Origin of the sequence: Telmatospirillum sp. J64-1, from assembly GCF_006980715.1 — a bacterium.
GTDB lineage: Bacteria > Pseudomonadota > Alphaproteobacteria > Rhodospirillales > Magnetospirillaceae > Oleiliquidispirillum > Oleiliquidispirillum nitrogeniifigens.
This window is the reverse complement of sequence record NZ_SBHN01000001.1, coordinates 403,053-429,849: the sequence shown is the minus strand read 5'-3', so window position 1 is coordinate 429,849 and position 26,797 is coordinate 403,053. Positions and strand designations below refer to the sequence as shown.

General features: G+C 64.0%; 23 protein-coding genes. 6 read left to right on the top strand and 17 right to left on the bottom strand.

Going from position 1 to position 26,797, the window contains the following annotated elements; translation table 11 throughout:
- The first annotated feature begins 10 nt into the window (after nt 1–10).
- On the top strand, nt 11–991 hold the full coding sequence (locus EPD66_RS01910) for a quinone oxidoreductase (protein ID WP_142846759.1): 981 nt from the start codon (nt 11–13) through the stop codon (nt 989–991).
- A 47-nt stretch (nt 992–1,038) separates the two neighbouring features.
- Here EPD66_RS01910 and EPD66_RS01905 read toward each other — a convergent pair whose 3' ends face one another.
- From EPD66_RS01905 to EPD66_RS01865, 9 genes are all read right to left on the bottom strand, one after another.
- The gene (locus tag EPD66_RS01905; protein ID WP_221930840.1) at nt 1,039–1,863 is read right to left on the bottom strand and encodes a sulfite exporter TauE/SafE family protein; all 825 of its coding nucleotides are present in this window, start codon (nt 1,861–1,863) and stop codon (nt 1,039–1,041) included.
- Nucleotides 1,864–1,905: 42 nt separating this feature from the next.
- The gene (locus EPD66_RS01900; protein WP_185961204.1) at nt 1,906–3,273 is read right to left on the bottom strand and encodes an aldehyde dehydrogenase; all 1,368 of its coding nucleotides are present in this window, start codon (nt 3,271–3,273) and stop codon (nt 1,906–1,908) included.
- 171 nt (nt 3,274–3,444) lie between these two features.
- Entirely contained in the window at nt 3,445–4,953 is a 1,509-nt protein-coding gene (locus EPD66_RS01895; protein ID WP_142846757.1) for a tripartite tricarboxylate transporter permease, read from the bottom strand.
- Between the two features lie 3 nt (nt 4,954–4,956).
- Nucleotides 4,957–5,421 carry a tripartite tricarboxylate transporter TctB family protein gene (locus tag EPD66_RS23925; RefSeq protein ID WP_185961203.1) on the bottom strand — a complete coding sequence of 155 codons (465 nt, stop codon included), beginning with the start codon at nt 5,419–5,421 and terminating at the stop codon, nt 4,957–4,959.
- A 55-nt stretch (nt 5,422–5,476) separates the two neighbouring features.
- Nucleotides 5,477–6,412, bottom strand: coding sequence for an ABC transporter substrate-binding protein (locus EPD66_RS01885; RefSeq protein WP_185961202.1), 936 nt, complete (start codon nt 6,410–6,412; stop codon nt 5,477–5,479).
- Nucleotides 6,413–6,513: 101 nt separating this feature from the next.
- Complete coding sequence (locus tag EPD66_RS01880; protein ID WP_142846754.1) at nt 6,514–8,814, bottom strand: xanthine dehydrogenase family protein molybdopterin-binding subunit; 2,301 nt, start codon at nt 8,812–8,814, stop codon at nt 6,514–6,516.
- A complete protein-coding gene (locus tag EPD66_RS01875; protein WP_221930839.1) occupies nt 8,811–9,275 on the bottom strand; it encodes a (2Fe-2S)-binding protein in 465 nt (154 codons plus the stop codon). The genes EPD66_RS01880 and EPD66_RS01875 overlap by 4 nt, the downstream gene beginning before the upstream one ends.
- A gap of 38 nt (nt 9,276–9,313) precedes the next feature.
- Nucleotides 9,314–10,177: a xanthine dehydrogenase family protein subunit M gene (locus EPD66_RS01870; RefSeq protein ID WP_142846752.1), complete on the bottom strand. Its 864-nt coding sequence runs from the start codon at nt 10,175–10,177 to the stop codon at nt 9,314–9,316.
- Nucleotides 10,178–10,325: 148 nt separating this feature from the next.
- Complete coding sequence (locus tag EPD66_RS01865; RefSeq protein WP_221930838.1) at nt 10,326–11,159, bottom strand: tripartite tricarboxylate transporter substrate binding protein; 834 nt, start codon at nt 11,157–11,159, stop codon at nt 10,326–10,328.
- 783 nt (nt 11,160–11,942) lie between these two features.
- On the opposite strand from EPD66_RS01865, the gene EPD66_RS01860 reads away from it, so the two are divergent.
- A complete protein-coding gene (locus EPD66_RS01860; protein WP_142846750.1) occupies nt 11,943–12,143 on the top strand; it encodes a hypothetical protein in 201 nt (66 codons plus the stop codon).
- Nucleotides 12,140–12,781, top strand: a complete 642-nt coding sequence (locus EPD66_RS01855; protein ID WP_142846749.1) for a TetR/AcrR family transcriptional regulator — start codon at nt 12,140–12,142, stop codon at nt 12,779–12,781. The genes EPD66_RS01860 and EPD66_RS01855 overlap by 4 nt, the downstream gene beginning before the upstream one ends.
- Before the next feature lie 62 nt (nt 12,782–12,843).
- Here EPD66_RS01855 and EPD66_RS01850 read toward each other — a convergent pair whose 3' ends face one another.
- Entirely contained in the window at nt 12,844–13,467 is a 624-nt protein-coding gene (locus tag EPD66_RS01850) for a carbon monoxide dehydrogenase subunit G (RefSeq protein ID WP_142846748.1), read from the bottom strand.
- 481 nt (nt 13,468–13,948) lie between these two features.
- On the opposite strand from EPD66_RS01850, the gene EPD66_RS01845 reads away from it, so the two are divergent.
- The 3 genes from EPD66_RS01845 (at nt 13,949) to EPD66_RS01835 (ending at nt 16,336) form a co-directional block, all read left to right on the top strand.
- Nucleotides 13,949–14,482 carry a cupin domain-containing protein gene (locus tag EPD66_RS01845; protein ID WP_142846747.1) on the top strand — a complete coding sequence of 178 codons (534 nt, stop codon included), beginning with the start codon at nt 13,949–13,951 and terminating at the stop codon, nt 14,480–14,482.
- A gap of 95 nt (nt 14,483–14,577) precedes the next feature.
- The gene (locus EPD66_RS01840) at nt 14,578–15,372 is read left to right on the top strand and encodes an aspartate dehydrogenase (protein ID WP_142846746.1); all 795 of its coding nucleotides are present in this window, start codon (nt 14,578–14,580) and stop codon (nt 15,370–15,372) included.
- Nucleotides 15,373–15,424: 52 nt separating this feature from the next.
- Nucleotides 15,425–16,336, top strand: coding sequence for an alpha/beta hydrolase (locus EPD66_RS01835; RefSeq protein ID WP_142846745.1), 912 nt, complete (start codon nt 15,425–15,427; stop codon nt 16,334–16,336).
- A 22-nt stretch (nt 16,337–16,358) separates the two neighbouring features.
- Here EPD66_RS01835 and EPD66_RS01830 read toward each other — a convergent pair whose 3' ends face one another.
- From EPD66_RS01830 to EPD66_RS01800, 7 genes are all read right to left on the bottom strand, one after another.
- The gene (locus EPD66_RS01830; RefSeq protein WP_142846744.1) at nt 16,359–17,795 is read right to left on the bottom strand and encodes an FAD-dependent oxidoreductase; all 1,437 of its coding nucleotides are present in this window, start codon (nt 17,793–17,795) and stop codon (nt 16,359–16,361) included.
- Nucleotides 17,796–17,852: 57 nt separating this feature from the next.
- A complete protein-coding gene (locus tag EPD66_RS01825) occupies nt 17,853–18,782 on the bottom strand; it encodes a DUF5996 family protein (protein ID WP_142846743.1) in 930 nt (309 codons plus the stop codon).
- 255 nt (nt 18,783–19,037) lie between these two features.
- Nucleotides 19,038–20,747, bottom strand: a complete 1,710-nt coding sequence (locus EPD66_RS01820; RefSeq protein WP_142846742.1) for a hydantoinase B/oxoprolinase family protein — start codon at nt 20,745–20,747, stop codon at nt 19,038–19,040.
- The gene (locus tag EPD66_RS01815; protein WP_142846741.1) at nt 20,744–22,801 is read right to left on the bottom strand and encodes a hydantoinase/oxoprolinase family protein; all 2,058 of its coding nucleotides are present in this window, start codon (nt 22,799–22,801) and stop codon (nt 20,744–20,746) included. Before EPD66_RS01815 ends, EPD66_RS01820 begins: the two co-directional genes overlap by 4 nt.
- A 120-nt stretch (nt 22,802–22,921) precedes the next feature.
- Nucleotides 22,922–23,932, bottom strand: coding sequence for an ABC transporter ATP-binding protein (locus EPD66_RS01810; protein WP_370511847.1), 1,011 nt, complete (start codon nt 23,930–23,932; stop codon nt 22,922–22,924).
- Nucleotides 23,929–25,818, bottom strand: coding sequence for a dipeptide/oligopeptide/nickel ABC transporter permease/ATP-binding protein (locus tag EPD66_RS01805; protein ID WP_142846740.1), 1,890 nt, complete (start codon nt 25,816–25,818; stop codon nt 23,929–23,931). The genes EPD66_RS01810 and EPD66_RS01805 overlap by 4 nt, the downstream gene beginning before the upstream one ends.
- Nucleotides 25,819–25,826: 8 nt before the next feature.
- Nucleotides 25,827–26,777: an ABC transporter permease gene (locus tag EPD66_RS01800; protein ID WP_142846739.1), complete on the bottom strand. Its 951-nt coding sequence runs from the start codon at nt 26,775–26,777 to the stop codon at nt 25,827–25,829.
- Nucleotides 26,778–26,797 lie beyond the last annotated feature (20 nt).

Below are 26,797 nucleotides of genomic sequence, written 5' to 3'. Positions count from 1 at the left end.
GGAGGATAGAATGACCGAAGCACGCGTGGTGCGGGTTCACGGATTCGGCGGCCCGGACGCCATGTCGATCGAGACCGTGACGCTGCCCCCACCGGGACCGGGCGAGGTGCTGATGCGCCAGACCGCCATCGGGTTCAACTTCATCGATGTCTACCAGCGCAAGGGCGTCTATCCCCTTCCCCTGCCCACCGGCCTGGGCCATGAGGCGGCGGGCGTCGTGGAAGCGATCGGCGACGGCGTCACCGATTTCGCCGTCGGCGACCACGTCGCCTATATGAATGCCGGCCTCGGCGCCTATGCCGACCGGCGCGTGGTCGCGGCGGATCGGCTGGTCGCCCTGCCGCCGGACCTCTCCGACGAAATGGCCGCCGCCCTGCTGTTCAAGGGCATGACGGCGCAATATCTGCTGAAACGGACCTATGCCGTGCAGCCGGGTGACACCATCCTGGTGCATGCCGCCTCGGGCGGCGTCGGTTCCATTCTTTCCCGTTGGGCCAAGGCCTTGGGGGCGACGGTGATCGGCACGGCCAGCTCGGCCGCGAAATGCGAGGCCGCCCGCGCCGCCGGATGCGACGTCGCCATCGATTATTCGCAGCCCAACTGGGCCGAACAGGTGATCGAAGCAACGGGCGGCCGCAAGGCGCGCGTGGTCTACGATTCGGTCGGACGCGACACCTTCCTGAAATCGCTGGACTGCGCCGCGCCCTTCGGGCTGGTGGTCATTTTCGGTGCCGCCTCCGGCCCCGCCCCGGCCATCGAGCCCGAATTGCTCAACAAGAAAGGCTGCCTGTTCCTGACCCGGCCCTCGGTCTTCCCCCATAACGCCGACGCCGCCACCTTCCGGGCAAATGCCGCCGACCTGTTCAACGCCATCACCGCCTCGATGGTCAAGGTCGAGATCGGCGCCCGCTTCCCCCTCTCCGACATCGCCGAAGCCCACCGCGCGGCCGAGGCCCGCAAGACGATGGGGGCCACGATCATCATTCCCTGAGCCAAAAAAGCCCGCCCCTTCCCGCGAAGGAGGGGACGGGCTTTGCCTCAGAAAAGGCTGGAGAGCATGCGCAATCCCGTCAGGAACAGGAAGAAGGCGAAGGCCTTGCGCAAAAAGTTGGGATTGATGGTATGCGCCAACTTCGCCCCCAGCGGGGCGGTCAGCATGCTGGCCGGAACGATCAGCGCAAAACCGACAAGGTTGACGAATCCCAGTGACAGGGGCGGCAGGCTCTCGCGGCCCCAGCCGCTGATGATGAAGCCGATGGCGCCGGGAATGGCGATGACCATGCCGATGGCCGCGGCGGTGCCCACGGCGCGGCGGATAGGATAGCTGAAGGCGCTGAGGATGGGCACGCTGAGCGTCCCCCCGCCGATCCCCATGACGGTGGAGAAGCCGCCGATGATGGTGGCGATCAGCCATTGCAGCGGCCGCGCCGGCAGGCTGGGCGCCAGCGCCGCTCCCTCCCGGCGCAGGACCATGTGAAGCGCCACCATCAGGCCGATCACGCCGAAGATGGCGGTCAGCACCCGGCCATCGGCCAATCCGCCCAGCACGGCACCCAGCAACACGCCCAGCATCACTGCGGGCCCCCAGCTTTTCAGCAGGTCGGGGTCGATGCCGCCCCGCTTGTAATGCGAGCGGGCGGAAATGATCGAGGTGGGAATGATGGCCGCCAGCGAGGTGCCTACCGCCAGATGCATCTTCACCGCCGGGTCGATATTGATCAGCGTGAACAGATGGAACAGGACCGGCACCACAACGATACCGCCGCCGACGCCCAAAAGTCCCGCCAGCAAGCCAGCAAGGACGCCGGTCGCCAGCAAGGACGCCGCGAAACCCGCCAGCCAGACGGGGGCAAAAGTCTCCAAGATCACTCTCCAGACTGATACGGGACAGAGACGCCCTTCTCGTCACCCCAGGCGGATCCCGGTGAATTTAAGCTGGGACATCTCCTCGAGGGCGTAGCGTATCCCTTCGCGGCCGATGCCGCTCTGCTTGACCCCGCCGAAGGGATACATGTCCAGCCTGAAGCGGCTGGCTTCGTTGACCCAGAGGGAGCCCACGTCGAATTCATCGGAAAAGCGGAAGGCACTGGTGAGACTGCGGGTGAAGACGGCGCCCTGAAGGCCGAATTGGGAAGCATTGGCCAGGGCGAGCGCCTCGTCGATATCCGCCACCTTCTGCACCACGACCACCGGTCCGAAGGCCTCTTCGCGGAACAGCCGCGCGTCACGGGGTGCATCGGCGACGACCGCCGGGCTGACGACACAGCCGACACGGCGGGGTTCGAGGACGAGGCGGGCACCGCGCTCCACGGCATCCTCGATCATCGACAAGACGCGGTCGGCGGCATGCCGGCTGACCATGGGGCCGACATCCACCGTGGCGTCGAAGGGATCGCCGACCTTCAGCGCCTGCGCCGTCTTGATGAAGTGCGCTAGGAAATCGTCATAGACCGGCGCCTCGACGATGATGCGTTGGGCTGAAATGCATTGCTGTCCGCTGGCCTCGAAAGAGGCGCTGGCGATGCGCTTCGCCGCATCGGCGATGTCCGCATCCGCGAGCACCACATTGGCGGCATTGGACCCCAGCTCGGCCAGGAAGCGCTTCACGCCCGCCGCCCGGGCCAGCGCGTCACCGGCTTCCGTCCCGCCCGTGAAATTGACCGCCAGGACCAGCGGATGCTCGACAAGGGCACGGGCGGGGATGCGATCCCCCGGCACGACATTGAACAGACCCGCCGGCAAACCGGCTTTCGAGAAAAGCTCGGCGGCGGCCAAAGCCATGGCCAAGCCTTGCGGATGCGGCTTCACGACCACCGCATTGCCCATGGCCAGCGCCGGAGCCACTTTCTGAACGAGCAGGTTGAGCGGTGCATTGAAGGGCGTGATCGCGGCCACGACGCCATAGGGAATGCGGCGCGTGAAGCCGAAGCGTTCCTTTCCCGTCGCGACGGCATCGAGCGGCAGGACCTCACCGCGTTCGGACAGCATCTCCGCCGCCGTCAGCCGCAGGAACTGGGCCGAACGTCCGATTTCGAAACCCGCTGCCCGGCGCGGCTTGCCGATATGACGGATCAGAATCTCGACCAGCCTATCCTGGTCACGTTCGATTTCGGCCGCCGCCGCCGTCAGCCACTGCGCCCGCTCGGCAAGGCTGGACTTGCGATGCGCCTGGAAGGCCTCCTGGGCGTTGCGCACGGCGGCATTGACCACCGAGGCGTCGCTATCGGGAAAGGTCGCGACGACCTGCTCGTCGATCGGCGAGACGATCTTCATGATCGCGGCTCCAGCGACAGGGCACGTCGTAGCCCCAATCCAGGGATGGTATTCCGTAAACGCAGTCATCGCTTCTTCCTTCATTGCTAGGTATGCCACTCGCGGGTCGGTTCGCGGCATCGAAACCGTCAACCGGCAGCGGCTGATGTTCTGGATGCGGGAGGACCGGTTTCAGGCAGGCAGTCCCTTGCCCCGCCTTTCTTTCCGGATCATCGACAGGAGGGTGAACAGGAGCAGCAGCGACGCGGCGGCCAACATCCCGGCACTGACGGGCCGTTCGAGCAGGATCATCAGGTCCCCCCGCGACAGGATCAGCGTCCGTCGCAGATTCTCTTCCAGCAAGGGTCCGAGGATGAAGCCGAGCAGCAGCGGCGCCATGGGGAAGTTCCCCACCCTCATCAAATAGCCGACGATCCCGAAGACCAGCACGACCATGATGTCGAAGGGATTGTTGTTAATGCTGTAGACGCCGATACAGATGAAGAACAGAACCGAGGGATAGAGGATATGGTAAGGGATGCTCAGCACCTTGACCCAGATCCCGACCAAGGGAAGGTTCAGGATCACCAGCAGCAGATTGCCGATCCAGAAGCTGGCGACGAGGCCCCAGAAGACATCGGGATGGTTGACGATGAGCTGGGGCCCCGGCGTGATCCCATGGATCATGAAGGCCCCCAGCATCAGCGCCATCACCACGTCGCCGGGAATGCCCAGGGTCAAGGTGGGAATGAAGGCGGCCTGGGCGGCCGCGTTATTGGCCGATTCCGGGGCCACCACGCCCTCGATGGCACCTTTCCCGAAACGGGACGGGTCCTTGGCGACCTTCCTTTCGACGGCATAGGCGATGACCGTGGAAATCGCCGAGCCGGTTCCCGGCAGGATGCCCAATCCCGAGCCGACGGCCGTTCCGCGCAGCATCGGCATGCGGGACGCGCGCAGATCTTCGCGGCTGGGCAACAGCGACCGCCAGGAGATCTTCCTCACCGAGGGAGCCCCCCGTCCCTGCTGCGCCAGATTCGCGATGATCTCTGCGACGCCAAACAATCCCATCGCCAGGGCGACGATGCTCAGCCCGTCGTAAAGATAAGGGGTGTTGAAGACGAAGCGGTATTGTCCCGTCTCGATATCGGTGCCGATAATCCCGAGAAGAAGGCCGAAGACGACCATGGCGATGCTTTTCAGGGGCGAACCGAGCGACAGGCTCGATGCCGCCACCAGCCCCAGCATCATCATCGAGAAATATTCCGCCGGGCCGAAGCTGAGGGCCATTCTCGACAAGCCCGGCGCGAAGGCCGAAAGCAGGACGATGGCGACGCTGCCCCCGAAGAAGGAAGCGATGGTGGTGATGCACAGGGCGACGCCGGCGCGGCCCTTCTGCGCCATCGGATAGCCGTCTATGCAGGTGATGGCCGAGGTCGCGCTTCCCGGCAGGTTCAGCAAGATCGCGGCCGTCGACCCGCCATATTGCGAGCCGTAATAGATCCCCGCCAGCATGACCAGCGCCACCATGGGCTCGAGATAGAATGTCAGCGGCAACAGCATGGAAATGGCCGCCATCGAGCCGACGCCGGGAAGAACGCCGACGAAGGTGCCCAGGGTCACGCCGATAAAGCAGAAAAGAAGGGCCTTGGTACTGAGGGCGACACTGAAGCCGAGCGCGAGGTTGTCGAGAATGCCCATGGCCTATCTCCACCAGAAAGCTTGCAAGGGCATACCCAACCCCATGAGGAAGACGAGAACCGCGATTGCGGAAAGAACCGCCGCCGTCAAAAGCGCCGAGACCGGCCGGAACGTCGTCTCGGCCAGGGACGACAGCAGGACCAGAAGGAAGGTCGCGGGCACCACGCCTAGGCGGTCGACAGTCAGGGCGAAGCCCAGCACGCCGGCGGAAACCGCCACGAGGCCCTTCAACGGCAATCCGGCAGAGGACGCCCTGGGGCGTCGGCCTTCGAACAGGAGGATGGCAAGGCCGAGGGCGCAGGCCAGGACGCCGAGAACGAGGGGAAAGAAACCCGCCCCCATCCGTCTCAGCGACCCGATGGAATAGCCGCTCGCCTCCCAGATCACATAAAGGCCGATGGCGATGATCGCGAGACCACCGAGCAGATCCGGCAGGTTGAACGCTAAACGCTTGGAGGGATTGGCCATTCCGCTACACTCTTGCCTCGGCTCGGGGGGATGTCGCGTCTTCGGGACGGCTCGCCTACAGCCCCGCGAGCGCCTCGTCGTAATAAGAGAGATCGAGATATTTCTCGGGCGAGGCCGGTTTCCCATGCCCCGCGAATTCGGCGCGCAGCTTGAGGACGTTGCGGAAGGCCTCGCGGTCGAGACGGGCGTCCTCGGCGATGCCGCTTCCGGCGGCGGTGGCGATGTCGTAGGCAGCGGCGGCGATGTCCTCGGACACCTCATTCGCCTGCGCAAGCATCCGGATCGCCTCCTTCGCATTCTCCCCGGACAGGACCCAGCGCACGCCTTCGACATAGGAGCGGATGTAATCGACAAGGACGGCCTTGTTCGCTTCGGCCCAGGGCTTCAGGACGAAGCCCGCCGTTCCTTGATAGGGACCGATCACATCCACGGCGACGTCCATCCGCTTCAGACCCGCGCGCTCGCCCATCGTGGAATAGGGCGCGCTCAGCATGCCCGCCTTGTAATCCTTGCGCCGCAGCAGGGCCTCGTAGCGCAGATAGGTTGCCCCGATGGACTCCACCCGATACTCGCCGCGCTGCACACCATTGCGGGCAAGCATGGCATAGACCATCAAGGCATAGGCGGTATCCAAGGCATCGACGATAATGGTCTTGCCGCGCAGGTCGTCGTAGCTTTCGATGTCGGGCTGGACATAGAGGGCGTTGAAGGCATCATCGCCCCCCATCGCCACGGCGACGTCGTGGCCGGCATGGTCCACCATGGCCAGCGCGTTGTCCACGGCCGTATGGACGATCTGATACCGCCCCGCCCCCAGGCCGTCGCGCAATTCCATGGAATTGGGGGCGATCCTGACATCGATCTTCAAACCGCGCTTGGCGAAGAATCCCAGATGCTGCGCCGCCAGGATCGGGAGGTTCTGGACCCCCTTGAAGACCATGATCGTCAATTCCCTGTCCGCGCTGCCGGACGGCTGGACAATTCCGCTCATTCCTCTTCCTCCACTGGCCAAAGGCGGCAGGACGGATGCCTTATCCCCTGCCCCGGCCTTTTCCGGTCTCTGCATGTTTGTCGAGCCGCCGAGGGGGCCCGTCAGACGATGGCCCCCTCGCGCGCCGTCTTGAGCATGGCCCAGACACGCGGCGGAGAGAGCGGCAATTCCCGGGGTTGCACGTCAAAGGGCGCCAGCGCGGCGGCGACAGCATTCGCGATCACCCCGCCGACCGGAATGATCCCCCCTTCGCCCGCCCCTTTCGCCCCAAGCGGATTGACCGGCGAGGGCCGAAGCTGCAGCGTCACCACCCGTATGTTCGGATAGTCGCTGGCCGTCGGCATCATGTAATCCGCCAGCGATCCGGTCAGGAGCTGACCGTTCTCGTCATAGATCAAATGCTCTAGGAGGGTGCCGCCCAGCCCCTGCACGATGGCTCCGATCGTCTGCCCGTGCAGGGTCAGGGGATTGATGGCCCGGCCGACATCCTCGACCGCGAGATAATCCAGGACCTCCACCGCGCCGGTCTTGGGATCGACCGCGACATGGGCGGCATGGGCGCCATAAGAATAGGTGTGCTTAGTATTGGCGAAGGTATGTTCCGCCGTCAGATCCTCGGCCGCCAGTTCCGCCAACTCCACCGACTTGCCGCCGGCCGTCACGGCCGTCCAATCGACGATCCGCGCCTCGTCGGGAGAACATCCCAGATGCCGCGCACCGGCTTCCCGCACCTTCTCCTTGAGGGCCTCCGCCGCGAGCTGGATCGCCGAGCCCCCCATGACCACGGCACGGGAATGGAACGAGCCGAAGCCTTCGCGCACATAGGTGGTCGAGCCGTGATAGATCCGTACCCGCTCCATCGGGACTTCCAGGGCATCCGCGGCGATCTGGGCGCAGGCGGTCTCCAGCCCCTGCCCGACCGCCGAGGTGCCCACGAAGACCGACAGGGTGCCGTCGGCTTCCACCACCAGCCGCGCCGTCTCGCGCGGTCCCGTGCCGCCGCCCTCGACGAAACATCCGATACCGAGGCCGTGATAACGGCCGTCGATCAGCCGGCCTTGCAGCGCGGCCTTCTCGTCCCAGCCGATCTCTTCCAGGCATCGCGCCAAGGTGGCCTGGTAATCGCCGCTGTCGAACTGCGTCCGGCCTTCCACCGGCGTCACCGTCGGCAAGGCATAGGGGATCATGTCTTCGGGAACGAGATTGCGGCGCCGGAATTCCACCCTGTCGATGCCGAGATCCCGGGCGACCATGTCGAACAGACGCTCGCGGAAGAAATCCGCTTCGTAACGGCCCGGCCCGCGATAGGTCCCGACCGGCGTCTTGTTCGTCATCATCAGGGAAGCGGTGACGGCGACATTCGGGATCAGATACGGTCCGACGAGGAACTGGGCCACGTTACGCGGACCGATCACGCCATTGGTGCGGAGATAGGCCCCCATGTCCACGAAGGCGCTGCCCCGCAGGCCCAGGATGGTGCCATCCTTCCTGCAAGCGATCTCGACTTCGCAATCCACTTCCCGGGCGTGATTGGTCGCGATCAGATGCTCGCGGCGGTCCTCGATCCATTTGACCGGCCGTCCGGTCAGGCGGGCGGCGAAGGGCACTAGGAAATCCTCGGGATAGAATTCGCCGCGAACGCCGAAGCCGCCACCGACATCGTTCTCGATCATGTCGATGTCTTCTTCGGCAAGCCCCATCTGCTGCGCGAGGATGCGGCGGTTGGCGAAGGGAACCTTGGCTGCGCCCCAGACCACCAGGCGTTCGCTCTCCTGGTCCCATTCGGCCAGAATACCGCGCGGTTCCATGGGCAGGGCCGTGTGCCGATGCACGCGGAATTTCTCTCGCCGGACATATTCGGCTTCTTGGAATGCCCTCTCGACATCGCCGAGAAGCGCCGAATACTGGGCGGCCTCGTTCGTGCCGCTCGACTCGACCAGCAGGACCTGGCCATCCCCGGCTTTCGTGCCGTCGACGATGGCCGGAAGGGGCTCGATCTCCGCATAGATCAGCTCAAGCGCGTCCTCCGCGATCGCCGCGCTTTCGGCAAGAACCACCGCCACCGGCTCGCCGACATAACGGACCTTGTCACTGGCGATGACCGGCTGGGCAAAAGGCTCCAACGACGGCATCGGCATCAGCCGCAACGGGATCACGGGAACGGAGGGACCGAAATCCGGGGCGGTGAGAACGGCGTGAACACCGGGCAAGTCCAGGGCGTCCCGGGTCTCGATCGAGAGGATCCGGCCATGGGCGACATTGCTGCGCAGGATCGCCGCATGGAGCAGGCCTTCGCGCGTCAAGTCGTCGACGAATTGCCCTTTTCCCCTGAGCAGGCGCAAATCCTCGATCCGCTCGACGGGGCTGCCGACATAGGAATTCAGCACATGCATCGGCGTCATGCTTCCTGCCCCCCCTGATAGGCGTCACGCGCTTCCAGCACCGCCTCGACCAGGGCGGTATAGCCGGTGCAGCGGCAGAGATTGCCGGAGAGAACCTCGCGGACGCGGGTCTCGTCCGCCTGTGGCTCCTTGCTCAAGAGCGCATGGGCCGTGGTCAGCATGCCCGGCGTGCAGAAGCCGCATTGAAGGGCATGATGCTTCCGGAAAGCAGCCTGCAGCGGCGACAGCGCCTCGTCGCAGGACAGCCCCTCCACCGTCACGACCTTCGCCTTGTCGGCCTGGACGGCCAGCATCAGGCAGGAACGCATGGCGGCGCCGTCGACCATGACCGTGCAGGCCCCACAAACGCCATGCTCGCAGCCGACATGGGTTCCCGTCAGTCCGAGGTGATGGCGCAGGCAATCGGCCAGCGTCATCCGCGGCTCGACGTCGATGCTGACCGCCTTACCATTGATTTCCATAGAGACTTGCATCTTTGCTCTCGGCCGGTTTGAGGGGCTTAGACTTGCGCATGCGCAAGAGCGCGCTCGACGAGGACGCCGATCAGCGCCTGGCGGTATTCCGCGCTGGCATGCATGTCGCCGGTGACATCCGCCGCCACCGCTTCGGAGGCGGCCTTCGCCGCTGCCGCCACGAGGTCTTCCTCGACGACATTCCCGTTGATCACCTCTTCCACCGCGGTAAGGCGGCAGGGATGGGAACACACGCCGATGACGCCGACATGCGCGTTACAGGCGCGCCCCGCCGCATCGAGGTCGAAATGAAGGGCGACACCGGCCATGGCGAAATCGCCGCGCCGGCGGGCGAATTCCTCGAAGGCCCAGCGGCGCCCGGAGGGCCATGCGGGGAAACGAATTCCGGTGATGATCTCGTCGAATTCAAGAACCGTCGACAGGGCGCCATCGAAGAAGTCCGCCGCCTTTATGAGGCGCGAACCGGCAACGCCCTGGACCGAGATCTCAGCATCGCAGGCCACGGCCAGGCCCGGCATTTCCGCCGCCGGGTCCGCATGGGCCAGGCTTCCCCCGACGGTCCCCCGGTTGCGGATCTGATAATGCGCGACATGCGAAATCCCTTGGACCAGCAGCGGATGCGCCTTGCGCAACCCGTCATGGCTTTCGATGTCGCACCAACGGACCCGCGCGCCCAGATGCACGCCATTCTCGGTGATGGTGATCCGGTCAAGGCCGGGCACGTTCCGCAGGTCCACCAGGACCGAGGGCGCCGCCAGACGGAAAGCCAGCACCGGCATGAGGCTCTGGCCACCGGAAATCACCTTGGCCTCTCCCTCATGATCCGCCAGAATCCTGACGGCTTCGGCCAATGTTGCCGGACATGCATATTCAAAAGACGGCAGTTTCATGATTTCCCCCGGCTCAGAGACCGCAAAGCAGCAAAGTATTCCGAAGTATTCGTGAAAGAGTTTTTCGGACCAGAGGCGGGGGGAGGGTGCGTCGTCCCCTTTCCCGCCTCCGGCGTCATTTCCCGGCGGGGTCCCAGTGGCTGAGACCTCAGTCGCTGAGACCGGCCGCCTTCACGACCTCGGCCCACCTGCCGCGCTCGCCCTGGATGTATTCGGCGAACTCGTCCGGGGTCGTGGCGCTGGGCATCGCCCCCAGTTCCTTCAGGCGCGCAACCACTTCCGGCAGCTCAAGAATGCGCTGCACTTCGGCCGCCAGCTTGTCGACGATGGGTTGGGGCGTTCCGGCGGGCACGAACAAGCCCTGCCAGGCCGTCGCCTCGAAACCTTCGACCGTTTCCGCAACGGTCGGCACCTCGGGCGCCGCATCGCTTCGCATCGGCGTCGTCACCGCCAGGGCCCGAACCGCACCGCCCTCGGCCTGCGGCCAAGCCGAGGTCATGTTGTCGAAGGCGAGGTCGATATGACCGCCGGCAAGACTGGTCACGACTTCGCCGGTGCTCTTGAACGGCACATGCGCCATCTGCGTCTCGGTCATCATCTGGAACATTTCAGCCGAGAGATGGGAGGACGTCCCGGCGCCGGACGAGCCATAGCTCAGCCGCCCCGGATTTTCACGGGCATAAGCGATCAGTTCGGAAATGTTCTGCACCGGTACACTGGGATTCACCATGGCCAGGTTGGGCAGGCGGACGATCATCGAAACCGGCTGGAAATCCTTTTCCGTGTCATGCGCGGCATCCGGATTGATCAGCGGGTTGATGACATGGGAACTGACCGTGCCCACCAGCAGGGTATAGCCGTTATTCGCCGCCCTCGCTGCGTAGTTGGTGCCGATGCTTCCCCCACCGCCGCCGCGATTCTCGACGACAAAAGGCCGACCGAAGGATCCTTGCATGTGCTGCGCCAGAATACGCGCGATCAAATCCGTTGATCCACCGGCGCCAAAGGGCACGACAATCGACACCTGGCGCTCCGGCCAATTCTCTGAAGCGTAACTCGACGCTGCGAAAGCCAGCATGGCGGCAGTGGCAGCGGCGACACTCAATAGGTTACGCATGATCAGGCTCCCTGCGAATTGAGGTAGGGGGCAGACTTGCCCGGACGACCACGACGCCCTCGACTTCCCGGCTTTCAGCCTTCGGAATGCGGCGCCCTTTGGCCTGAAATCTTTTCAAGGCCCGCGGAACAACCAATGCCCTGTTACGGTGGGATTACGACTTCGCTGGACCAAAGACCCAGCAATACGGTTAACATCGTACTAACTGGTCGGTCAATTAAAAATTAGGCGTCGTGGAAAATGGTCTGTTTTTTGTGCAGTGCGGATAAATGCAATAATTTTAGGGTCTTTTGGGCGTTTTGTGAGGAGGCCCTGCGGGTTGAACGGCGCCAGCCGCTGGGGAACGCATGCCCTTTCCTCCCCTGATCCCAGCCACTGGAAACAGGATGAAAAACCAGTTTAGTAGGATTTTACGGAAAGATATATTCCGGTTGCGCGCATGCGCCCGGCAGCATCGCATGCGAGATGATCCCGCCCCTTCCCATACCTCTGCCGACCGCCACGACACAAAAGACCAGGAAAACCGCGACGAGAGCCGGTGATTAACGAGCAGAGCTGTGATAATGGTGGCGCCACCCTCTGGTAAGGCGAGCATCCAGGCCTTGCAGCCTACTTGGCGGCGAAGGTGCTGGACCCGCCTTCACTGGCATGGACAAAATAATCAAGGTGCCGCTATTCCAGAACCGGCTGGCCGATGAGTGGCTTGCGATCCCGAACGCAAATCCAGATTTGCGCGCCAGGATCGAAATCACGGGCACGACCGGCGAGGACATTTCCACCTCACGAAGAATGCACGCCATGGCCCCGCCCGGCCCGCAGTACTTGTTTCAAAAAGGAACGAACGGATGAAGGCTAAGAAGTCGACCGCACCGGTGACACGTGATGGCGCCGCGACGCAGGAGCGTATCCTGCGGGCCGCGACCCGGGAATTCGCCGACAAGGGCTATGATGGTGCGCGGGTCGACGAGATCGTCCGGGCCTCGGATGTCAGCAAGAACCTGCTCTACCACCATTTCGGCAGCAAGGACCAATTATTCACGGCCGTTCTGGAACGGGCCTACGAGACCATACGCGCGCGGCAGAACGATCTGTCGATCCGCAACATGGCGCCGGAAGAAGGCATGCGGAAACTGGTGGAATTCACCGCCAGCATCTGGGAAGAAGCGCCGGAATTCAGCCGCCTGCTGGCGAGCGAGAACCTTCATGAAGCCCGCCATGTCCGGCAATCGAAGCGGATCATCCCCATGTACGATCCGCTCATGCAGACCCTTCAGGACCTGCTGAAACGAGGGGAAGAACAAGGCGTCTTCCGCAAAGGCATCGACCTCGTCGATCTCTACATCTCGATCACGTCGCTCTCGGCGCATTACATCTCGAACCGCCATACCTTCGAGGCGATTTTCGGCGTGAACCTGATGAGCCCCGCCCGCCTCCAGCAGCGCAAGGAACATGCGGTCGAGATCATCCTCCGCTATCTGCGGCCGTGACGGGCGTCTCCATGGCGGGCGGGCGGCGGGGATGATCTCGACCGCCCCCACGCGCTGAAGGCTCACCCCGCCAAGACGAAAACCAGCGCCCCCAGGGCAAGGACCGCCACAGCGATCAATCCGCTTTTTCCCCATGCCGGCGCCGCCCCAGCCTGCCCCGCTTGGGACGGCGCAGGAGCCGGGGCGGCGCCCGCTTCCGGTCCGGCCGTCGCGGCGGCGGACTCGCTAGGCGCCGCCTGCTCCTTTTCCTCCTCGAAGACCATGCGGAAGGCCGTGAAGAAGTCGTTGGCCATCTTCTTGGCCGCCGTGTCGACAAGCCGCGCCCCGACCTGGGCCAACTTCCCGCCGACAGCGCCTTGCGCCTCGTAGCGCAGCAGCGTGCCCCCCTGCTGCTCGGCCAAGGTTACGGCCGCACCGCCCTTGGCGAATCCCGCCGCGCCTCCCATCCCTTCTCCGACGAGCCGACAGCTGACGCCGGGCACCACGTCTTCCATCTGCACCCGGCCAGAGAAACGAGCCCTCACCGGGCCGACCTTCGCCGTCACCTTGGCCGTGAATTCCATCTCGCTCAACCGTTCGACACTTTCGCATCCCGGAATGCAGCGCCGCAGGATATCCGGATCGTTCAGGGCCTCCCAGACAGCAGAGGGCGACGCCGGAATGAATTGTTCACCTGCCATATCCATGAAAGAGACCCTTTTTCATTGGTTACGTGGAGGAGTTGCGTGGAAGGGGAAAGGGAATGCGCCAAGCTTTCCGTGCGAGGCAGACAAAACTGTTCATAGCCTGCTTGCGCAAACGATAGGCAAATTTTCTGTTGCCAACGAATCGTCCTCGTGTACAGTTGTACTAACGAGTTAGTTAGGAAATGTCAATGTTCGCCTGGCTCCGCGAAAAACGGTCGGGCGAAGCAAGGGCCCACTCGAAGACCGCCTTGCTTGCGGCGAGGGAATCGCCTTCTGTCTGATGCGTCGTCAGGCAGGTCCGATATCCCCGAAAGCAGCAGGATGGCCGGGCCCCTGCGCATCCCGCCAGCGATGGCTCCTTTCTTCTCGGTTACAGCACATTCCCCCTGTCCGATGCGCAACGCACCCATTGCAAGGCCGCCAAGCCCATCACACCGACAGGGATTTCCCCTCATCCTTTCCTTGCCTGAAGGAGGACATCATGGGCGTCGCTCGCCACAAACGGCCGCCGGAATTGGAAGGCACTCCCCTCGAAGACATCCTGGACCGTTACGTCGCGCGCTTCCGGGACCGCAAAGCAGATTGGGCGGCCTTCGAGGACGCGAAGATCGAAGGCTACAAGCGCGCGCAGCATCGTTTCATCGGCGCGGGCGGCTCCGGCAAGCATAACGACCCGACGGTCATTCCCGCGAACAACTTCACGCTCTCGATCATGTTCGTCGAGCCCGGCCAAGGCAACGCCCCCCATACCCACGAGGTCGAGGAAGTCTTCTTCGTCCTCAAGGGGTTCCTCGACGTCTTCATCGAGGATGAGAACGGCAAGCGCCTGACGACGCGCCTGGGACCGTGGGAAGGGATTTCCTGCCCCGCCGGCGTGATCCACGGCTATGACAACAACAGCCTGGAACCGGTCTATTTCCAGGTCATGCTGGGCCGCGCCAAGCCCGAGACCATGGGCTATGCGGATGAGGAGCTTTATGCGCGCCGCGACAAGCACCTGACGGAAGCTTCGTAACCTTCCAGGAGGAGGCCCCCGCGGGGCCTCCTTCTCCATGCCTGTCGCACGACCGCCTTCCTCAGGTCATCGATCCTCAAGCCAAGGCATCTTTCATGAAACGCATTGCTCTTATCGGCTATGGCAGCATTGGGCGTTCGGTCGTGACGGCCTTTCGGGAAGCCGGGCATGACGAGGCGATCGTCGCCATTCTCGTCCGTCCGCAACAGATCCAGGCTCTCCTGGACAAGGGCCTGCCCGCCGTGGGCAGCCTTGACGAGCTTCTCGCGCGCCAGGCCGACGTCGTCGCCGAGGTCGCGGGACAGGAGGCCTTGGCCGCCTATGGCCCTGCCGTGCTGGAAGCGGGATGCGACCTGCTGGTGATCTCCATCGGTGCCTTGGGCGATCCCGTCCTGCATGAACGCCTGACCGGGGCGGCCTTGAAATCCGGACATCGCATCCTGCTCTGTTCCGGTGCCATTGGCGGAACCGATGCGATCGCGGCGATGAAGGTCTCGGGGCTGGAGCGCGTCACCTATCGCTCCCGCAAACCGCCCTCGGCATGGAAGGCGACACCGGCCGAACGGATCCTCGACCTGGACAACCTCGCCGAACCGGTGGTCTTCTATCGCGGCAATGCGCGCGACGCGGCGGTGACCTACCCCAAGAATGCCAATGTCGCAGCGACGGTCGCGCTGGTCGGGCTGGGCTTTGAGCGCACGGCGGTCGAACTGGTGGCGGACCCGACCGTCTCGGGCAATCTGCACGAGATCGAGGCGGAAGGACGCAGCGGCCGGATCTCCATTCAGCTGGAAGGACGGCCCTCGCCGGAAAACCCGAAGACCTCAATGCTGACCGCGCTGAGCGTCGTGCGGGAATTGATGAATCTCGATGCGACCGTTGCGATCTGATCCCGATGGAATGTGATCGGCAGCGGCGCGATGGTGCAGCGACGAGGACGCGATGAACAGATTACCAGAAATACCGGCCGAGCTGCGGGACCTCATGGCCGAGATCGGGCCGAAATGGGCGCAGGATACCAAGGGCCATATCCAGTTGATGATCGACCGCTTCAGCGAGATCCTCGCGGGCGCGCCGAAAGACTCGGCCGACATCCGGGAAAACATTCCCTATGGCACCCATGAACGCCAATCCCTCGATGTCTTTCTGCCCAAGACCCAGAACAGGCGGCGCCCCGCGCTCGTATTCATCCATGGCGGTGCCTTCACGGCGGGAAGCCGCAGGCGCAGCGCGGAAATATACGCCAACGTCCTGCACTATTTCTCGCGTTTCGGGATCGCCGGGATCAATGCGGGCTATCGCCTGGCACCGGACGTCCGCTACCCGGAGGCCACGCAGGATATCGGACGGGTCGTGCAATGGGTGAAGGAGCATGCCGAGGAACTGGCCGTGGACCCGTCCCGCATTTTCCTCATGGGACATTCCGCCGGCGGCGCCCATGTCGCCAGCTATGCCTATGATAAGAGACTGCATCCGGCCGAAGGCCCCGGCCTCGCCGGATTGATCGTGGTCAGCGGACGCGTCCGCGCCGACAACCGGCCGGAAAATCCCAATGCCCGGCGGGTCGAAGCCTATTATGGCACGGATCCCACCCGCTACGACGACGTCTCACCCGTCATGCATGCCGGGCCGGACAGCATGCCGACCTTCATCGCTATGGCCGAATTCGAAAACCCCCTGATCGACGTGCATTGCCTGGAACTGGCCTACCGTCTCGCGGCGGCAAAGGGAAAAGCTCCGCCGGTCCACCGCCTGACGGGCCACAACCACACCTCGATCATCGCCCATTTCAATACAGCGGAAGACAATCTCGGCGCATCCATTCGGCATTTCATGAATGAAAATATGCCGTAGCTTCAAATCCTGACTGCCGCACCTACCTCACGCCGATTTTCAGTCCCAACTTGACCGGTACCGTCGCGACGGCACGGGCCAGCCAGGAAGGGGAATCACCTCTTTCCTCGGCATCCTCGCAGGCGAGGATGGCGCGGCGGATGGAGGTCGCGCCGACGAAGCGGAAGGGTTCGGGCGGCAGGCGGGGTTGGCGCCGTCCCATCAAGGGAAGGTCCCGCCATTCGTTGTGCAGCCCCAGGACCAGACTGACAAGGCATTGCGCCGCCATATGGGTGGGCGTGACGCCATGCCCGGAATAGCCGCAGGCGTAATGCACATTTCCGCCGGGCAAGGTGCCGACGAAAGGCAAGCGGTCGGAGGCGACATCGATGGCCCCGCCCCAGGCTTTCTCCACAGGGGTGCCGCCCAAGGCAGGCAAGAGCCGCATCATGCCGCGCACGGCACGTTGGGCCGCGCTGCGGTCTCTCGTCATGCGGGCGGAGGTCCATCGGTTGCCATAGGCGACCGGCCCTGCCCCGGCCCCCATCAGCACGCGATCATCGAGCGTGCGGCGGAAGTAATGCAGGAACATGCGGGCATCTGCGAAACCGACATCGCTGTTCCAGCCCATGCGTTCCAAGGCCGGCGTCGGCGTACTGATCGCTGCATAGCTCGAAAACACGCTCAGCACCGGGGCGATGGCGGACTCCCGTGCCAGGGCCACATTGGTCGCCAGCACCACCTGCCGAGCGGTCAGCGTGCCGCGCGTCGTGCGGACACGGCAAGGACCTCCGCTTTCCCTCCCCGTCATCGCAGTATGCTCGAAGACCCGCACCCCTTGCGCAAGAGCGGCAGAGCGCAGGGCACGGGCCAGCCGCGCCGGCTGCACGGTCGCCCCCTCCTGAAAGAACACGCCGCTCAGGAAAGCCGGCGAATCGCAATAGGCGCGGACCTCCTCGGCAGGAAGGAACACCGCCTGTTCCGGTTCCCCCAGCCGGGCGGCCGCATCCACATAGGCCCGCAGCTTGGCCTCCTGCTGCGGCGTGGTGGCCACCCGGATATTCCCGCCGTCGCGCCACCAGAAATCCAGCGGTGCGGTCTTGGCGAAAGCGCGGATGGCCTCCTGCGCCCGGCTTCCCGCGCGGGCGATGGCCAGAGCCTGATCCTCGCCGAAGCTGGCGATCAGATGCGGTAATTGCGCCCAATAGCCATGCGCCTTGCCGCCATTCTTGCCGCTGGCACCGCCACCGCACAGCCCCGCCTCGATCACGGCGATTGACAGCGTTGGTGCTTTCTGCGCCAGCAGCAAGGCCGTCCACAGACCGGTGAAGCCGCCCCCGATGATCGCGACATCCACCTCCTGCCCCTCGCAGGCATCCGGTGGAAGAGGCTCCCCTTCCCCTCCTTCGGCCTGCATGGCCTCGTCCATCCACCACGAGACGGGGGACACATCGAAGGAGGGTTCGGTCGCAATCGTCATGACAGCCTCTTCTGTACCCGTAGCCTACGGGCTTCTAGCCAAGGAAACCGGCCGCGCTCATAGGGAACGGGGCCGGCGCGTTTCGCCTCGTCGGCATTCGAGCGCCGCACGGTCCCAACCGCCGAGATCGGCCGCCGCCTGATAGGTGCTGTCGAGGAAGGCCATCAGCGTGGCCTCGGGATCGGCGGATTGACGGACGGCGTCGTAGGGCAGCAGGAACTCGCCAAGACCGGCATCGTAATAGGCCGCATCGGGGGCGACGGCGGCATCGGCGAAGCCAGGCGGAGCCGGATAGGCGTAGGAATAGAAGGCGGGGAAGTCGACCGGTCCGCCGCCCGGCCAGAATCCCGCCGAGGATACTTCATGGCTATAGGCTTCGCGCGTGACGTTGTCCGGCAATGAAGGAAAGCCGCCGGGATGCAGCGGTGCCCGGCGTCCCGAGAAACGCGTGACCGCCAGATCGAAGCTGCCCCAGAACAGATGCACGGGACTGGCCTTGCCGAGGAAACCGGTGCGGAAATGCTTCAGCACGCGATCGATGGCAACGCTTGCCTGGAAGAAGCGGTTCACCGCATCGGCATCGTAAGGGCGTTCCGCCCGATCCTCCGTGAAAGGCACCGGGTCCGGCACCTCGTTGGGGCAGCCATGGATTTCGGGCGTACCGCCCAACTGGCCCACGAGGTCGAGGAAGCGGCCATGGAAATCGGCAACCGACATCGGACCGAGGTTGAAGCGGGCCATGCGGCCATCGGTGGAGGCCCCGATCACCGCATGGTCGATAAGATCCAAGAGAATCTCCACCCCGCCCTCACCGTCCGGGACAAGCGAGGTGGTGAAACCGCGCGCATTGACATAGAGCGTGGCGTGCCAGGAATGATTTATCCAGGGCGTTCGCGCCAGGCGGTACTTGCCCACGACCTGACAATAGAGATGCAAGGCCGAACAGCTTTCGCGCCACGCCGGGTAAGGGATATCGGGCCAGATCATGCCTCGTCCTCGTTCGATGTTACGACAGGAACTCGACCCGAGGCGGCAGACCGGGCGGCAAGGGAAGGAACGCCTTGTCAGCGAATTCAGAGGTCATCGAAACCATGGTCCCGCCCGGGTATATCGAACATGATGGCGCCGTCATGGGAGCATTCAAGGGAGTGTTCCATCCGCGTTTTCCACCAGACCTTGTGTTAAAGGGCTGCCATGGCCGGGACACAGGGCAGCCTTTCTTCAAGCCTTCGGCAAAGCCGCTCAAGCGGAGCGGCCGTAGAGGGCCAGGTCTTCAGGCGCGATGAAGCCGTCCTCAAGATCCGCCTGCACGGCCTCGGCCGGACGGCGTTTCGGATCGCCGAAGCCGCCTGCACCGGGGGTTTCGATGCGGATATTGTCGCCCTTGTTCAGGGTCAGGAGCGTGACCTTCGACGACAAGGGCTCCTGATCGGCCAGCCCGTAATTCCGGTACAGGCGGGCGGTCGCCCCTTCCTTGCCGCCGGCGACGCCGGTTGCCGGATGCTTATGGCCGTCGGAACGGGCCGAGAAGATCGTACCGTCCTGCAAGGCCGTGACCTGACGGGCCAAGCCTAGGCCGCCCCGGCGTTCCCCGGCGCCGCCCGACCGTTCGACCAGGGCGTATTCATCGACCATCAGCGGATATTCGTTCTCCAGGGCCTCCACCGGCAGGTTGGAGGTATTGGTGACATGCACATGCACGGCATTCATCCCGTCCAGGCGCCGAGAGGCCGGGCCGCCGCCGCCGAGGGTTTCAAGATAGACATAGGTTCCGGCGCGGCGCGCATGGCGGGCGGAGAAGACGATGGTCGCCAGATCATCGCCGCCTGACGACAGGACACGGTCCTCGGGCAGGATTTCGCGGAATGCACCGAAGATGGAACGGGCAACCTTCTGGCAGGTGATGGACCGGGCCCCGACCGCCGCCGGGAAGCGCGCATTGACGATCAGGCCGGGTTCGGCGCGGATCTCGATGGCTTTCATCATGCCCTCATTGGGCATGAGCTGCGGGTCCAGCAGCGCCTTGGCGGCGTAGAAAACGGTCGCTTCCAAGGCGCTGGCCGGAACATTGAGCGCCCCCTTCGCCTGCGGGCCGGTCCCGGCGAAATCGATGACCAGATTGCCATTCTCGACCCAAACGGTGGTGGCGATGGGCACCGGCGGGCCGCCCGAGCCGTCATCGTCCAGATGGCAGACGAAGGAACCGCGCTTGTCGCCCAATTCGTCGATGCGCATCTTCAGACGCAAGGCGGTATAAGCCAGGATATCCTCGACCGCCTGCTCCACCGCCGCCAGTCCCATCTGACGCACGAGGCCATGCAGAGCCGCGACGCCGCGATCATTGGTGGCGACCTGGACCTTCAAATCCAGGATGCGTTCCTCGGGCTCGCGCGTGTTCTGGGCGATCAGGTCCAGCAGGTCTTCCCGCAGTCTGCCGTCCTCGACGATCAGCATGGGCGGAATGCGGATGCCTTCCTCGAACACCGTGCGCGCCATGGCCGAGATGGAGCCGGGAACACTGCCGCCGACATCGGAATGATGGGCGATATTGGCGGTGAAGAAGCGCAGCTCGCCATCGGTGAACATCGGCGTGACGATGGAGATGTCGGGCATATGGGTACCGCCCGCCAAATAGGGATCGTTGCAGATGAAAGCCGAACCGGGCTTGATTGTTTCGGCCGGGAAGCGTTGCAGCACCGCCTGAACACTGCCCCGCAGGCTGCCCAGATGCAGCGGAATATGCGAGGCCTGGGCAACCAGGCGGCCATGCCGGTCGAACAGCCCAACGGAGCAGTCGCGCCGTTCCTTGATATTGGTCGAGAAGGAGGAACGGATGAGCGTGTTGCCCATTTCCTCGGTGATGGTCAGCAGGCGGTTCGAGAAGACCTCCATGCCAATCGGATCGGCGATACGGAGTGTCCCGGTAGCCGGAGTCGAGGACAGGGCGCTCATTGGGCACCTCCGAGGATCGAGATGATGATATTGCCGGCGCGGTCCACCTGGAACTTGCTGGCCGGCGGAATGACCGTCGTGGAGCTCATTTCCTCGACGATGGCCGGACCGGAAAGGGTGGTCTCGAGCGGCAGTTTCTCGCGGGCATAGACCGGCGTCGTCACGCGGCCCTGATCCGCCTTGAAATAGACGGAACGGGTTTCGAGCAGCGCCTCTTCGACAGTGCCGGCTTCGGTGGCCTGGAAATCGTTGTAAGGCTTCGGCACCAATCCCAACGCCTTGGTGCGGCAGTTGACGAGTTCCACCTTGCGGTCGGGGATGACGTAGCCGTATTCGACGCGATGGGCCTCGGCGAAACGTTCGAGAAATCCGTCCAGATCGATGGCTTCATCGGTCGGGATCGCCACGCTGACTTCGAAGTTCTGGCCCTCGTAACGGGCTTCGACGACCTGCAGGAAGCGGCGCATTTCAGGCGCCACCTTCTCGCCGTTCAGCCAATTCCCGCCGTCCACGCGCATCTCGTCGAAATACCGCCCGACCTGCGCCCAGGTTTCCAGCGTCGCCGCCGCGATATGGGTGCGCACGAAGTCCAGGCTGATATCGGAGAGCAGAATGCCCCGGGCGCACATGGTTCCGGGCTCGCGCGGGACGATGACCGTGGGGATGCCGCATTCTGCCGCCACCTCGCAGGCATGAAGCGGCCCTGCCCCGCCAAAGGCCATCAGGGCGAAAGTGGACAGGTCATAACCCCGTTCCGTCGAGACGGAGCGGATGGCCCGGCCCATATTGGCATTGGTGATGCGCAACACGCCCAGGGCCGCTTCCTCGAGGGGGAGCCCCAAGGGGGCCGCCACCTTCTGTTCGATGACATCGCGGGCAGCCTGTTCCTTCACCTCCAGTTTGCCGCGCAGCAGCGTGACCGGATTCAGGCGGTGCAGCACCACATTGGCATCCGTCACGGTCGGTTCCTCACCGCCCCTTCCATAGGCCACCGGACCGGGCACGGCCCCCGCACTGAAGGGACCGACCTTGAGGGCCGAGGCATCGTCGAGCCAGGCGATGCTGCCGCCGCCGGCGCCGATCACATGAATGTCGACCATCGGCGTCTTGACCGGATAATCGGCGACGGTGCGGCTGGAGGTGAATTGCGGCTGGCCGCCGACGATCACCGAGACATCGGTGCTGGTGCCGCCGACGTCGAAGGTAATGACGTTCTGGAATCCCGCCTCGCCGGCGACCACGGCGCCGCCCACCACGCCGGCCGCCGGACCGGACAGGCAGGTACGGACCGGAAATTGGCGAACGGTCGGGATCGACATCAAGCCGCCATTGGAATGGATGGTGTAAGGCGCCATCGGCACGCCTAGCGCCTGCACCCCGTCGGACAGACGGTCCAGATAGGTCTGCATGCGCGGGCCGGAATAGGCATTCAGCACCGTCGTCGACAGACGCTCGAACTCGCGGAATTCGGGCAGCAGGTCGGAAGAGGCCGTCACATACAAATCAGGCATCGCCTCCCGCAGCCGGTCGCGCACCATCGCTTCGTGGACGGGGTTGCGATAGGCATGCAGGAAACAGATGGCCACTGCCTTGACCTCGGCCGCCTTCAGCTTTCCGATCAGGTCATCCACTTGCGCCATGTCGATGGCGCGCAGCACGCCGCCATCGACGGTGATCCGTTCATCCACCTCGAAACGCAAGGCGCGCGGCACCAGGACGGCAGGCTTCTGGATCTGGTAATCGTAGAGATTGGGGCGGGTCTGGCGGCCGATATCCAGGACGTCGCGGAACCCCTTGGTGGTCAGCAGGGCCGTCCGGCTGCCCTTGCGCTCGATCACCAGGTTGGTGGCGACCGTGGTGCCATGGCCCATGAAGCTGACTTCCTCGGGCTTCACCGAGAATTCGTCCAAAAGCGCCCGAGTACCCGTGCGAATGGCTTCCGAGGGATCGGAGGGCGTGGAAGATACCTTGTAGAAAAGGACCTCGCCCGAGGTCTCGTTGAGCAGGGTAAAGTCGGTAAATGTTCCACCGACATCGACTCCGATCCGATACATGCGCGTCTCCAGGAGTGGGTTTCTGCTCAAAGACTAACGGCGCTTTCGCAACACGCGCCAATGGTCATTGAGAATGCATATCGATAAGTTTTCGTGATGGATGGCTTTCTTCCCAGCCCATCAAGCGACCTGCGGGACGACTTGGCCGCCGGCGACATCGTCACGGATACAGGCGTGAAAATGCCCGGCCCCGACCTGGCGGTAAGCCGGTCGTTCTACCGCGCAGGCATCGACGGCAAAGGGACACCGGGTGCGGAAGGTGCAGCCGCTGGGAGGATTGGCCGGGCTGGGCGGTTCGCCTTGCAGCAATTCGCGCTTGCGGGCACGGGCGGCACGAGGATCCACCGTCGGGGCGGTCGACAGCAAGGCGCGGGTATAGGGATGGCGCGGATTGGCATAAAGCTCGCGCGCCGGGGCCATCTCCACCACACGGCCCAGATACATCACCATGACCCGGTCGGCGATGAACTCGACGAGACCCAGATCATGGGAAATGAACAACATGGCGATGCCGATTTCGCGCTGCAGGTCCACAAGCAGGTTCATGATCTGCGCCTGGATCGAAACATCCAGGGCGGCGACGGGCTCGTCCGCCACGACGAAACGCGGCCGCACGGCCAGCGCCCTGGCGATGCACAGGCGTTGGCGCTGACCGCCGGAGAATTCATGCGGAAAACGGCGCAGATGATCGCCGGTCAACCCCACCTGTTCCAGCAGCTGCACCACACGCTCGCTTCGTTCGGCCTTCGGCAGGGGACCAAGAAGATCCAGTGCCTCGCCCACGATGTCGATGACGCGGGTCCGGGGATTCAGGCTGCTATAGGGGTCCTGGAAGATGATCTGCATGTCGCGGCGCAAGGCCCGCATCCGCTGAGGCGTGGCATGGGTGATGTCTTCCCCGTCGAACCGGATCTTGCCCGCTGTCGGTTCATGCAGCCGCAGAAGCGTCCGCCCGACCGTGCTCTTGCCCGAACCGGATTCTCCGACAAGCCCGACAACCTCGCCCGGATGGATGGTGAAGCTGACGCCATCGACCGCCTTGACCGGTTTCCGCACGCGCCCGAAGAACCCTTTGGAACCGCCGTAATGCTTCTGCAGGTTGTCGATCTCGACGATGGGATCCTTCATCATATTTCCTTCCAGCGAATGCAGCGGGCCGCTTGGCTTTCGGTGACCACCTCGAGTTCCGGCACCGCAACCGAGCAGGCCTCGGTGGAATAGGAGCAACGTGGCGCGAAGCGGCAACCGGGCGGCAAGGCCAGCGGACTTGGCACCGTACCGGGAATCGAGGCGAGGCGCTTTTCGCCGCTGTTCAGGTCCTCGGGCTTGGGCACACTGGCAAGCAGGCCGCGGGTATAGGGATGACGGGGGGAATAGAAGATTTCCTCGACGCTTCCTTCTTCCACCACCTGGCCGCAATACATGACCACCACCCGGTCGGCGATTTCGGCCACCACGCCCAGGTTATGGGTAATGAAGATCAAGCCGATATTGCTGGTCCTGCGGATATCCTCCAGCAATTCCAGGATCTGCGCCTGCACGGTCACGTCCAGGGCGGTGGTCGGCTCGTCGGCGATCAGAAGGTTCGGCTGGCCGCACAAGGCGATGGCGATAGCGACGCGCTGGCGCATCCCACCGGAAAGCTGATGCGGATATTCCCGCAGCCGCCGCTCGGGGTCCGGAATCCCCACCCGCTTCAGCTCCGCCAGGGCCATCTCCTCGGCCTTGGCCTTCGAGACGTTGTTATGAACGGTGATCGCCTCGACCAACTGATAGCCGATGGTATAGACGGGATTGAGGCAGGCCATCGGCTCCTGGAAAACCATGCCCATGTCACGGCCGCGATAGGCCCTGAAATGGCTGGCCGGCACCGGGGCCAAGTCGATGGCACGGGCATTCTCGCCCTCTCCCCGGCTGTACCAGATCTCGCCGCTTGCGATGCGGCCGATGCGGCGCGGCAGCAGTTTCATGACGGACAGGCCGGTCATGGACTTGCCCGAGCCGGACTCACCGACCAGCGCGACCGCCTCGCCCCTCCGGACCTGCAGGGTCACGCCGTCAATGGCACGGATCGGGCCGCGCGGCGTGGAGATTTCTGTCGTCAAGTCGCGGATCTGCAGCAACGAATCCGGCTCCGCCTTCCGCGACATGGCATGGGCCGTGCGGCTGAGACGCTGGCCGGCCAGCATGCCCGGCAAGGTGAAGGCTGCGACCGAGGCCTTGGGATCGAACATGTCGCGCAGGAAATCGCACAGGCGATTGATCGAGAATACCGTGAAGACCAGCGCCAGGCAGGGCCACAGCAGGCCAAGCGGTTCCATATGCATGTAGGGCCGGGCGCCACGGATCATCAGCCCCCAGGAGGAATCCGGCGGCACCACACCCAGCCCCAGGAAGGAAAGCCCCGATTCCAGGACGATACAGGAGGCGACCACCAGGGAGAACTGCACCAGGATCGGCCCGGCAACGTTGGGCAGGACGGTCCGCAACAGGATGCGGCCCGAACGATGCCCCAAGGCCCGTGCCGCCTCGACATATTCGAGGTTCCGCACCGACAGCACCTCGCCATAGGTGACGCGGGCATAGGCGGGAATGAACAGGATGGCGAGAATGACCGTCAGGGTACCCGTTCCCGGCCCCAGCAGGGTCACGGCCAGCAGCGCCAGCAGCATCGGCGGAAAGGACAGGATGACGTCCAGCGGACGCATGGTGATGTTCTCGATCCAGCCCTGGAAATACCCACCCAGCAGGCCCAGCGCCACGCCGCCGATCGCCGCCAGCACTGCCGCCGACAGCGACACGGCGAGCGAGGCCTGCGCGCCATAGATGATACGGCTGAAGATATCCCGGCCATATTCGTCATTGCCCAGCAGATAGGTCAGGCTGGGTTTGCCCAAGCGGGACATCACGTCCATCTGCACCGGATCATGCAGCGGCAGCAGCGGAGCAAGGACAGCCATGCCGCCGATCAGCAGCAGGAAGGCGACGGCAAAGATCAGGGTAAAATGTCTCAACATGCGTCGCCTCAATTATATCTAACGCGCGGGTCGAGAAGCCCGTAGAGCAGGTCGACGCAAAGATTGATCAGCACGAACAGGATACAGATCACCAGAACGATGCCCTGCACCGCCGGGTAGTCGCGCTGTTCAACCGCCTGGACCAGCATTCCGCTGAGGCCCGGCCAGTTGAACACGTATTCCACCAGCACCGTCCCACCGAGCAGGGTCCCCAGATGCAGGCCCAGCACCGTGACCACCGGAGACAGCGAGTTGCGCACCACATGGCGGACCAGGACACTGCGTTCCCCCAGGCCCTTCGCCCGCGCCGTCCGCACCCATTCCTTTTCAAGGAATTCCAGGATGGAAGTGCGCACCATGCGGAAGACGACAGGAGTCAGGCTGACGGCGATACTGAAAGCGGGCATCAGCAGATAGATCAGGTGCTGGACAGGATCCTCCGTGAAACTCACGAAGCCCCCCGCCGGCACCAGGCGCAGAATCTGCGAGAAGAGCAGGATCAGCAGCGTGCCGGTCACGAAGACCGGGATCGAAAGCCCGAAGCTGGAAACGGAGGAAAACAGACCGTCCCAGAAGCCGCCGCGCCGCAATGCCGCCAGCAATCCGGAAGGCATGCCGATCACCACCGCCAGAAGGGCGGCGGTCAGGATCAATTCGAGGGTACGTGGCAGGCGCTTCACGATTTCCTGCGCGATGGGCGCGCCATCCTGGAAGGAATTGCCGAGATCGCCCTGCAGGATGTTGCCCATATAGGTCACATATTGCTGCCACAGGGGCCGGTCGAGACCGAGTTGGCTGCGCAGGGCCTCTACGCTCTCCTGACTGGGAGCCATGCCGCCACCGCTGAGCAGGATCTCCGCCGGATCCCCGGGGACGATATGCAGAAGCAGGAAGAGCAGCGTTGAAACGGCGAAAAGCGTCGCTACCGCCGACACAGCGCGGCGCAGTACATAATTCATTGGACCTCCCGGGAAGCATG

Bases quoted from the DNA above. Each gene is read 5' to 3' on its own strand.
- EPD66_RS01910 (WP_142846759.1), top strand. From the start codon at position 11: ATGACCGAAGCACGCGTGGTGCGGGTTCACGGATTCGGCGGCCCGGAC.
- EPD66_RS01900 (WP_185961204.1), bottom strand. From the start codon at position 3,273: ATGAAGATCGTCTCGCCGATCGACGAGCAGGTCGTCGCGACCTTTCCC.
- EPD66_RS01895 (WP_142846757.1), bottom strand. From the start codon at position 4,953: ATGGGCATTCTCGACAACCTCGCGCTCGGCTTCAGTGTCGCCCTCAGT.
- EPD66_RS23925 (WP_185961203.1), bottom strand. From the start codon at position 5,421: ATGGCCAATCCCTCCAAGCGTTTAGCGTTCAACCTGCCGGATCTGCTC.
- EPD66_RS01885 (WP_185961202.1), bottom strand. From the start codon at position 6,412: ATGAGCGGAATTGTCCAGCCGTCCGGCAGCGCGGACAGGGAATTGACG.
- EPD66_RS01880 (WP_142846754.1), bottom strand. From the start codon at position 8,814: ATGACGCCGATGCATGTGCTGAATTCCTATGTCGGCAGCCCCGTCGAG.
- EPD66_RS01875 (WP_221930839.1), bottom strand. From the start codon at position 9,275: ATGGAAATCAATGGTAAGGCGGTCAGCATCGACGTCGAGCCGCGGATG.
- EPD66_RS01870 (WP_142846752.1), bottom strand. From the start codon at position 10,177: ATGAAACTGCCGTCTTTTGAATATGCATGTCCGGCAACATTGGCCGAA.
- EPD66_RS01860 (WP_142846750.1), top strand. From the start codon at position 11,943: ATGGACAAAATAATCAAGGTGCCGCTATTCCAGAACCGGCTGGCCGAT.
- EPD66_RS01855 (WP_142846749.1), top strand. From the start codon at position 12,140: ATGAAGGCTAAGAAGTCGACCGCACCGGTGACACGTGATGGCGCCGCG.
- EPD66_RS01850 (WP_142846748.1), bottom strand. From the start codon at position 13,467: ATGGATATGGCAGGTGAACAATTCATTCCGGCGTCGCCCTCTGCTGTC.
- EPD66_RS01845 (WP_142846747.1), top strand. From the start codon at position 13,949: ATGGGCGTCGCTCGCCACAAACGGCCGCCGGAATTGGAAGGCACTCCC.
- EPD66_RS01840 (WP_142846746.1), top strand. From the start codon at position 14,578: ATGAAACGCATTGCTCTTATCGGCTATGGCAGCATTGGGCGTTCGGTC.
- EPD66_RS01835 (WP_142846745.1), top strand. From the start codon at position 15,425: ATGAACAGATTACCAGAAATACCGGCCGAGCTGCGGGACCTCATGGCC.
- EPD66_RS01830 (WP_142846744.1), bottom strand. From the start codon at position 17,795: ATGACGATTGCGACCGAACCCTCCTTCGATGTGTCCCCCGTCTCGTGG.
- EPD66_RS01825 (WP_142846743.1), bottom strand. From the start codon at position 18,782: ATGATCTGGCCCGATATCCCTTACCCGGCGTGGCGCGAAAGCTGTTCG.
- EPD66_RS01820 (WP_142846742.1), bottom strand. From the start codon at position 20,747: ATGAGCGCCCTGTCCTCGACTCCGGCTACCGGGACACTCCGTATCGCC.
- EPD66_RS01815 (WP_142846741.1), bottom strand. From the start codon at position 22,801: ATGTATCGGATCGGAGTCGATGTCGGTGGAACATTTACCGACTTTACC.
- EPD66_RS01810 (WP_370511847.1), bottom strand. From the start codon at position 23,932: ATGATGAAGGATCCCATCGTCGAGATCGACAACCTGCAGAAGCATTAC.
- EPD66_RS01805 (WP_142846740.1), bottom strand. From the start codon at position 25,818: ATGTTGAGACATTTTACCCTGATCTTTGCCGTCGCCTTCCTGCTGCTG.
- EPD66_RS01800 (WP_142846739.1), bottom strand. From the start codon at position 26,777: ATGAATTATGTACTGCGCCGCGCTGTGTCGGCGGTAGCGACGCTTTTC.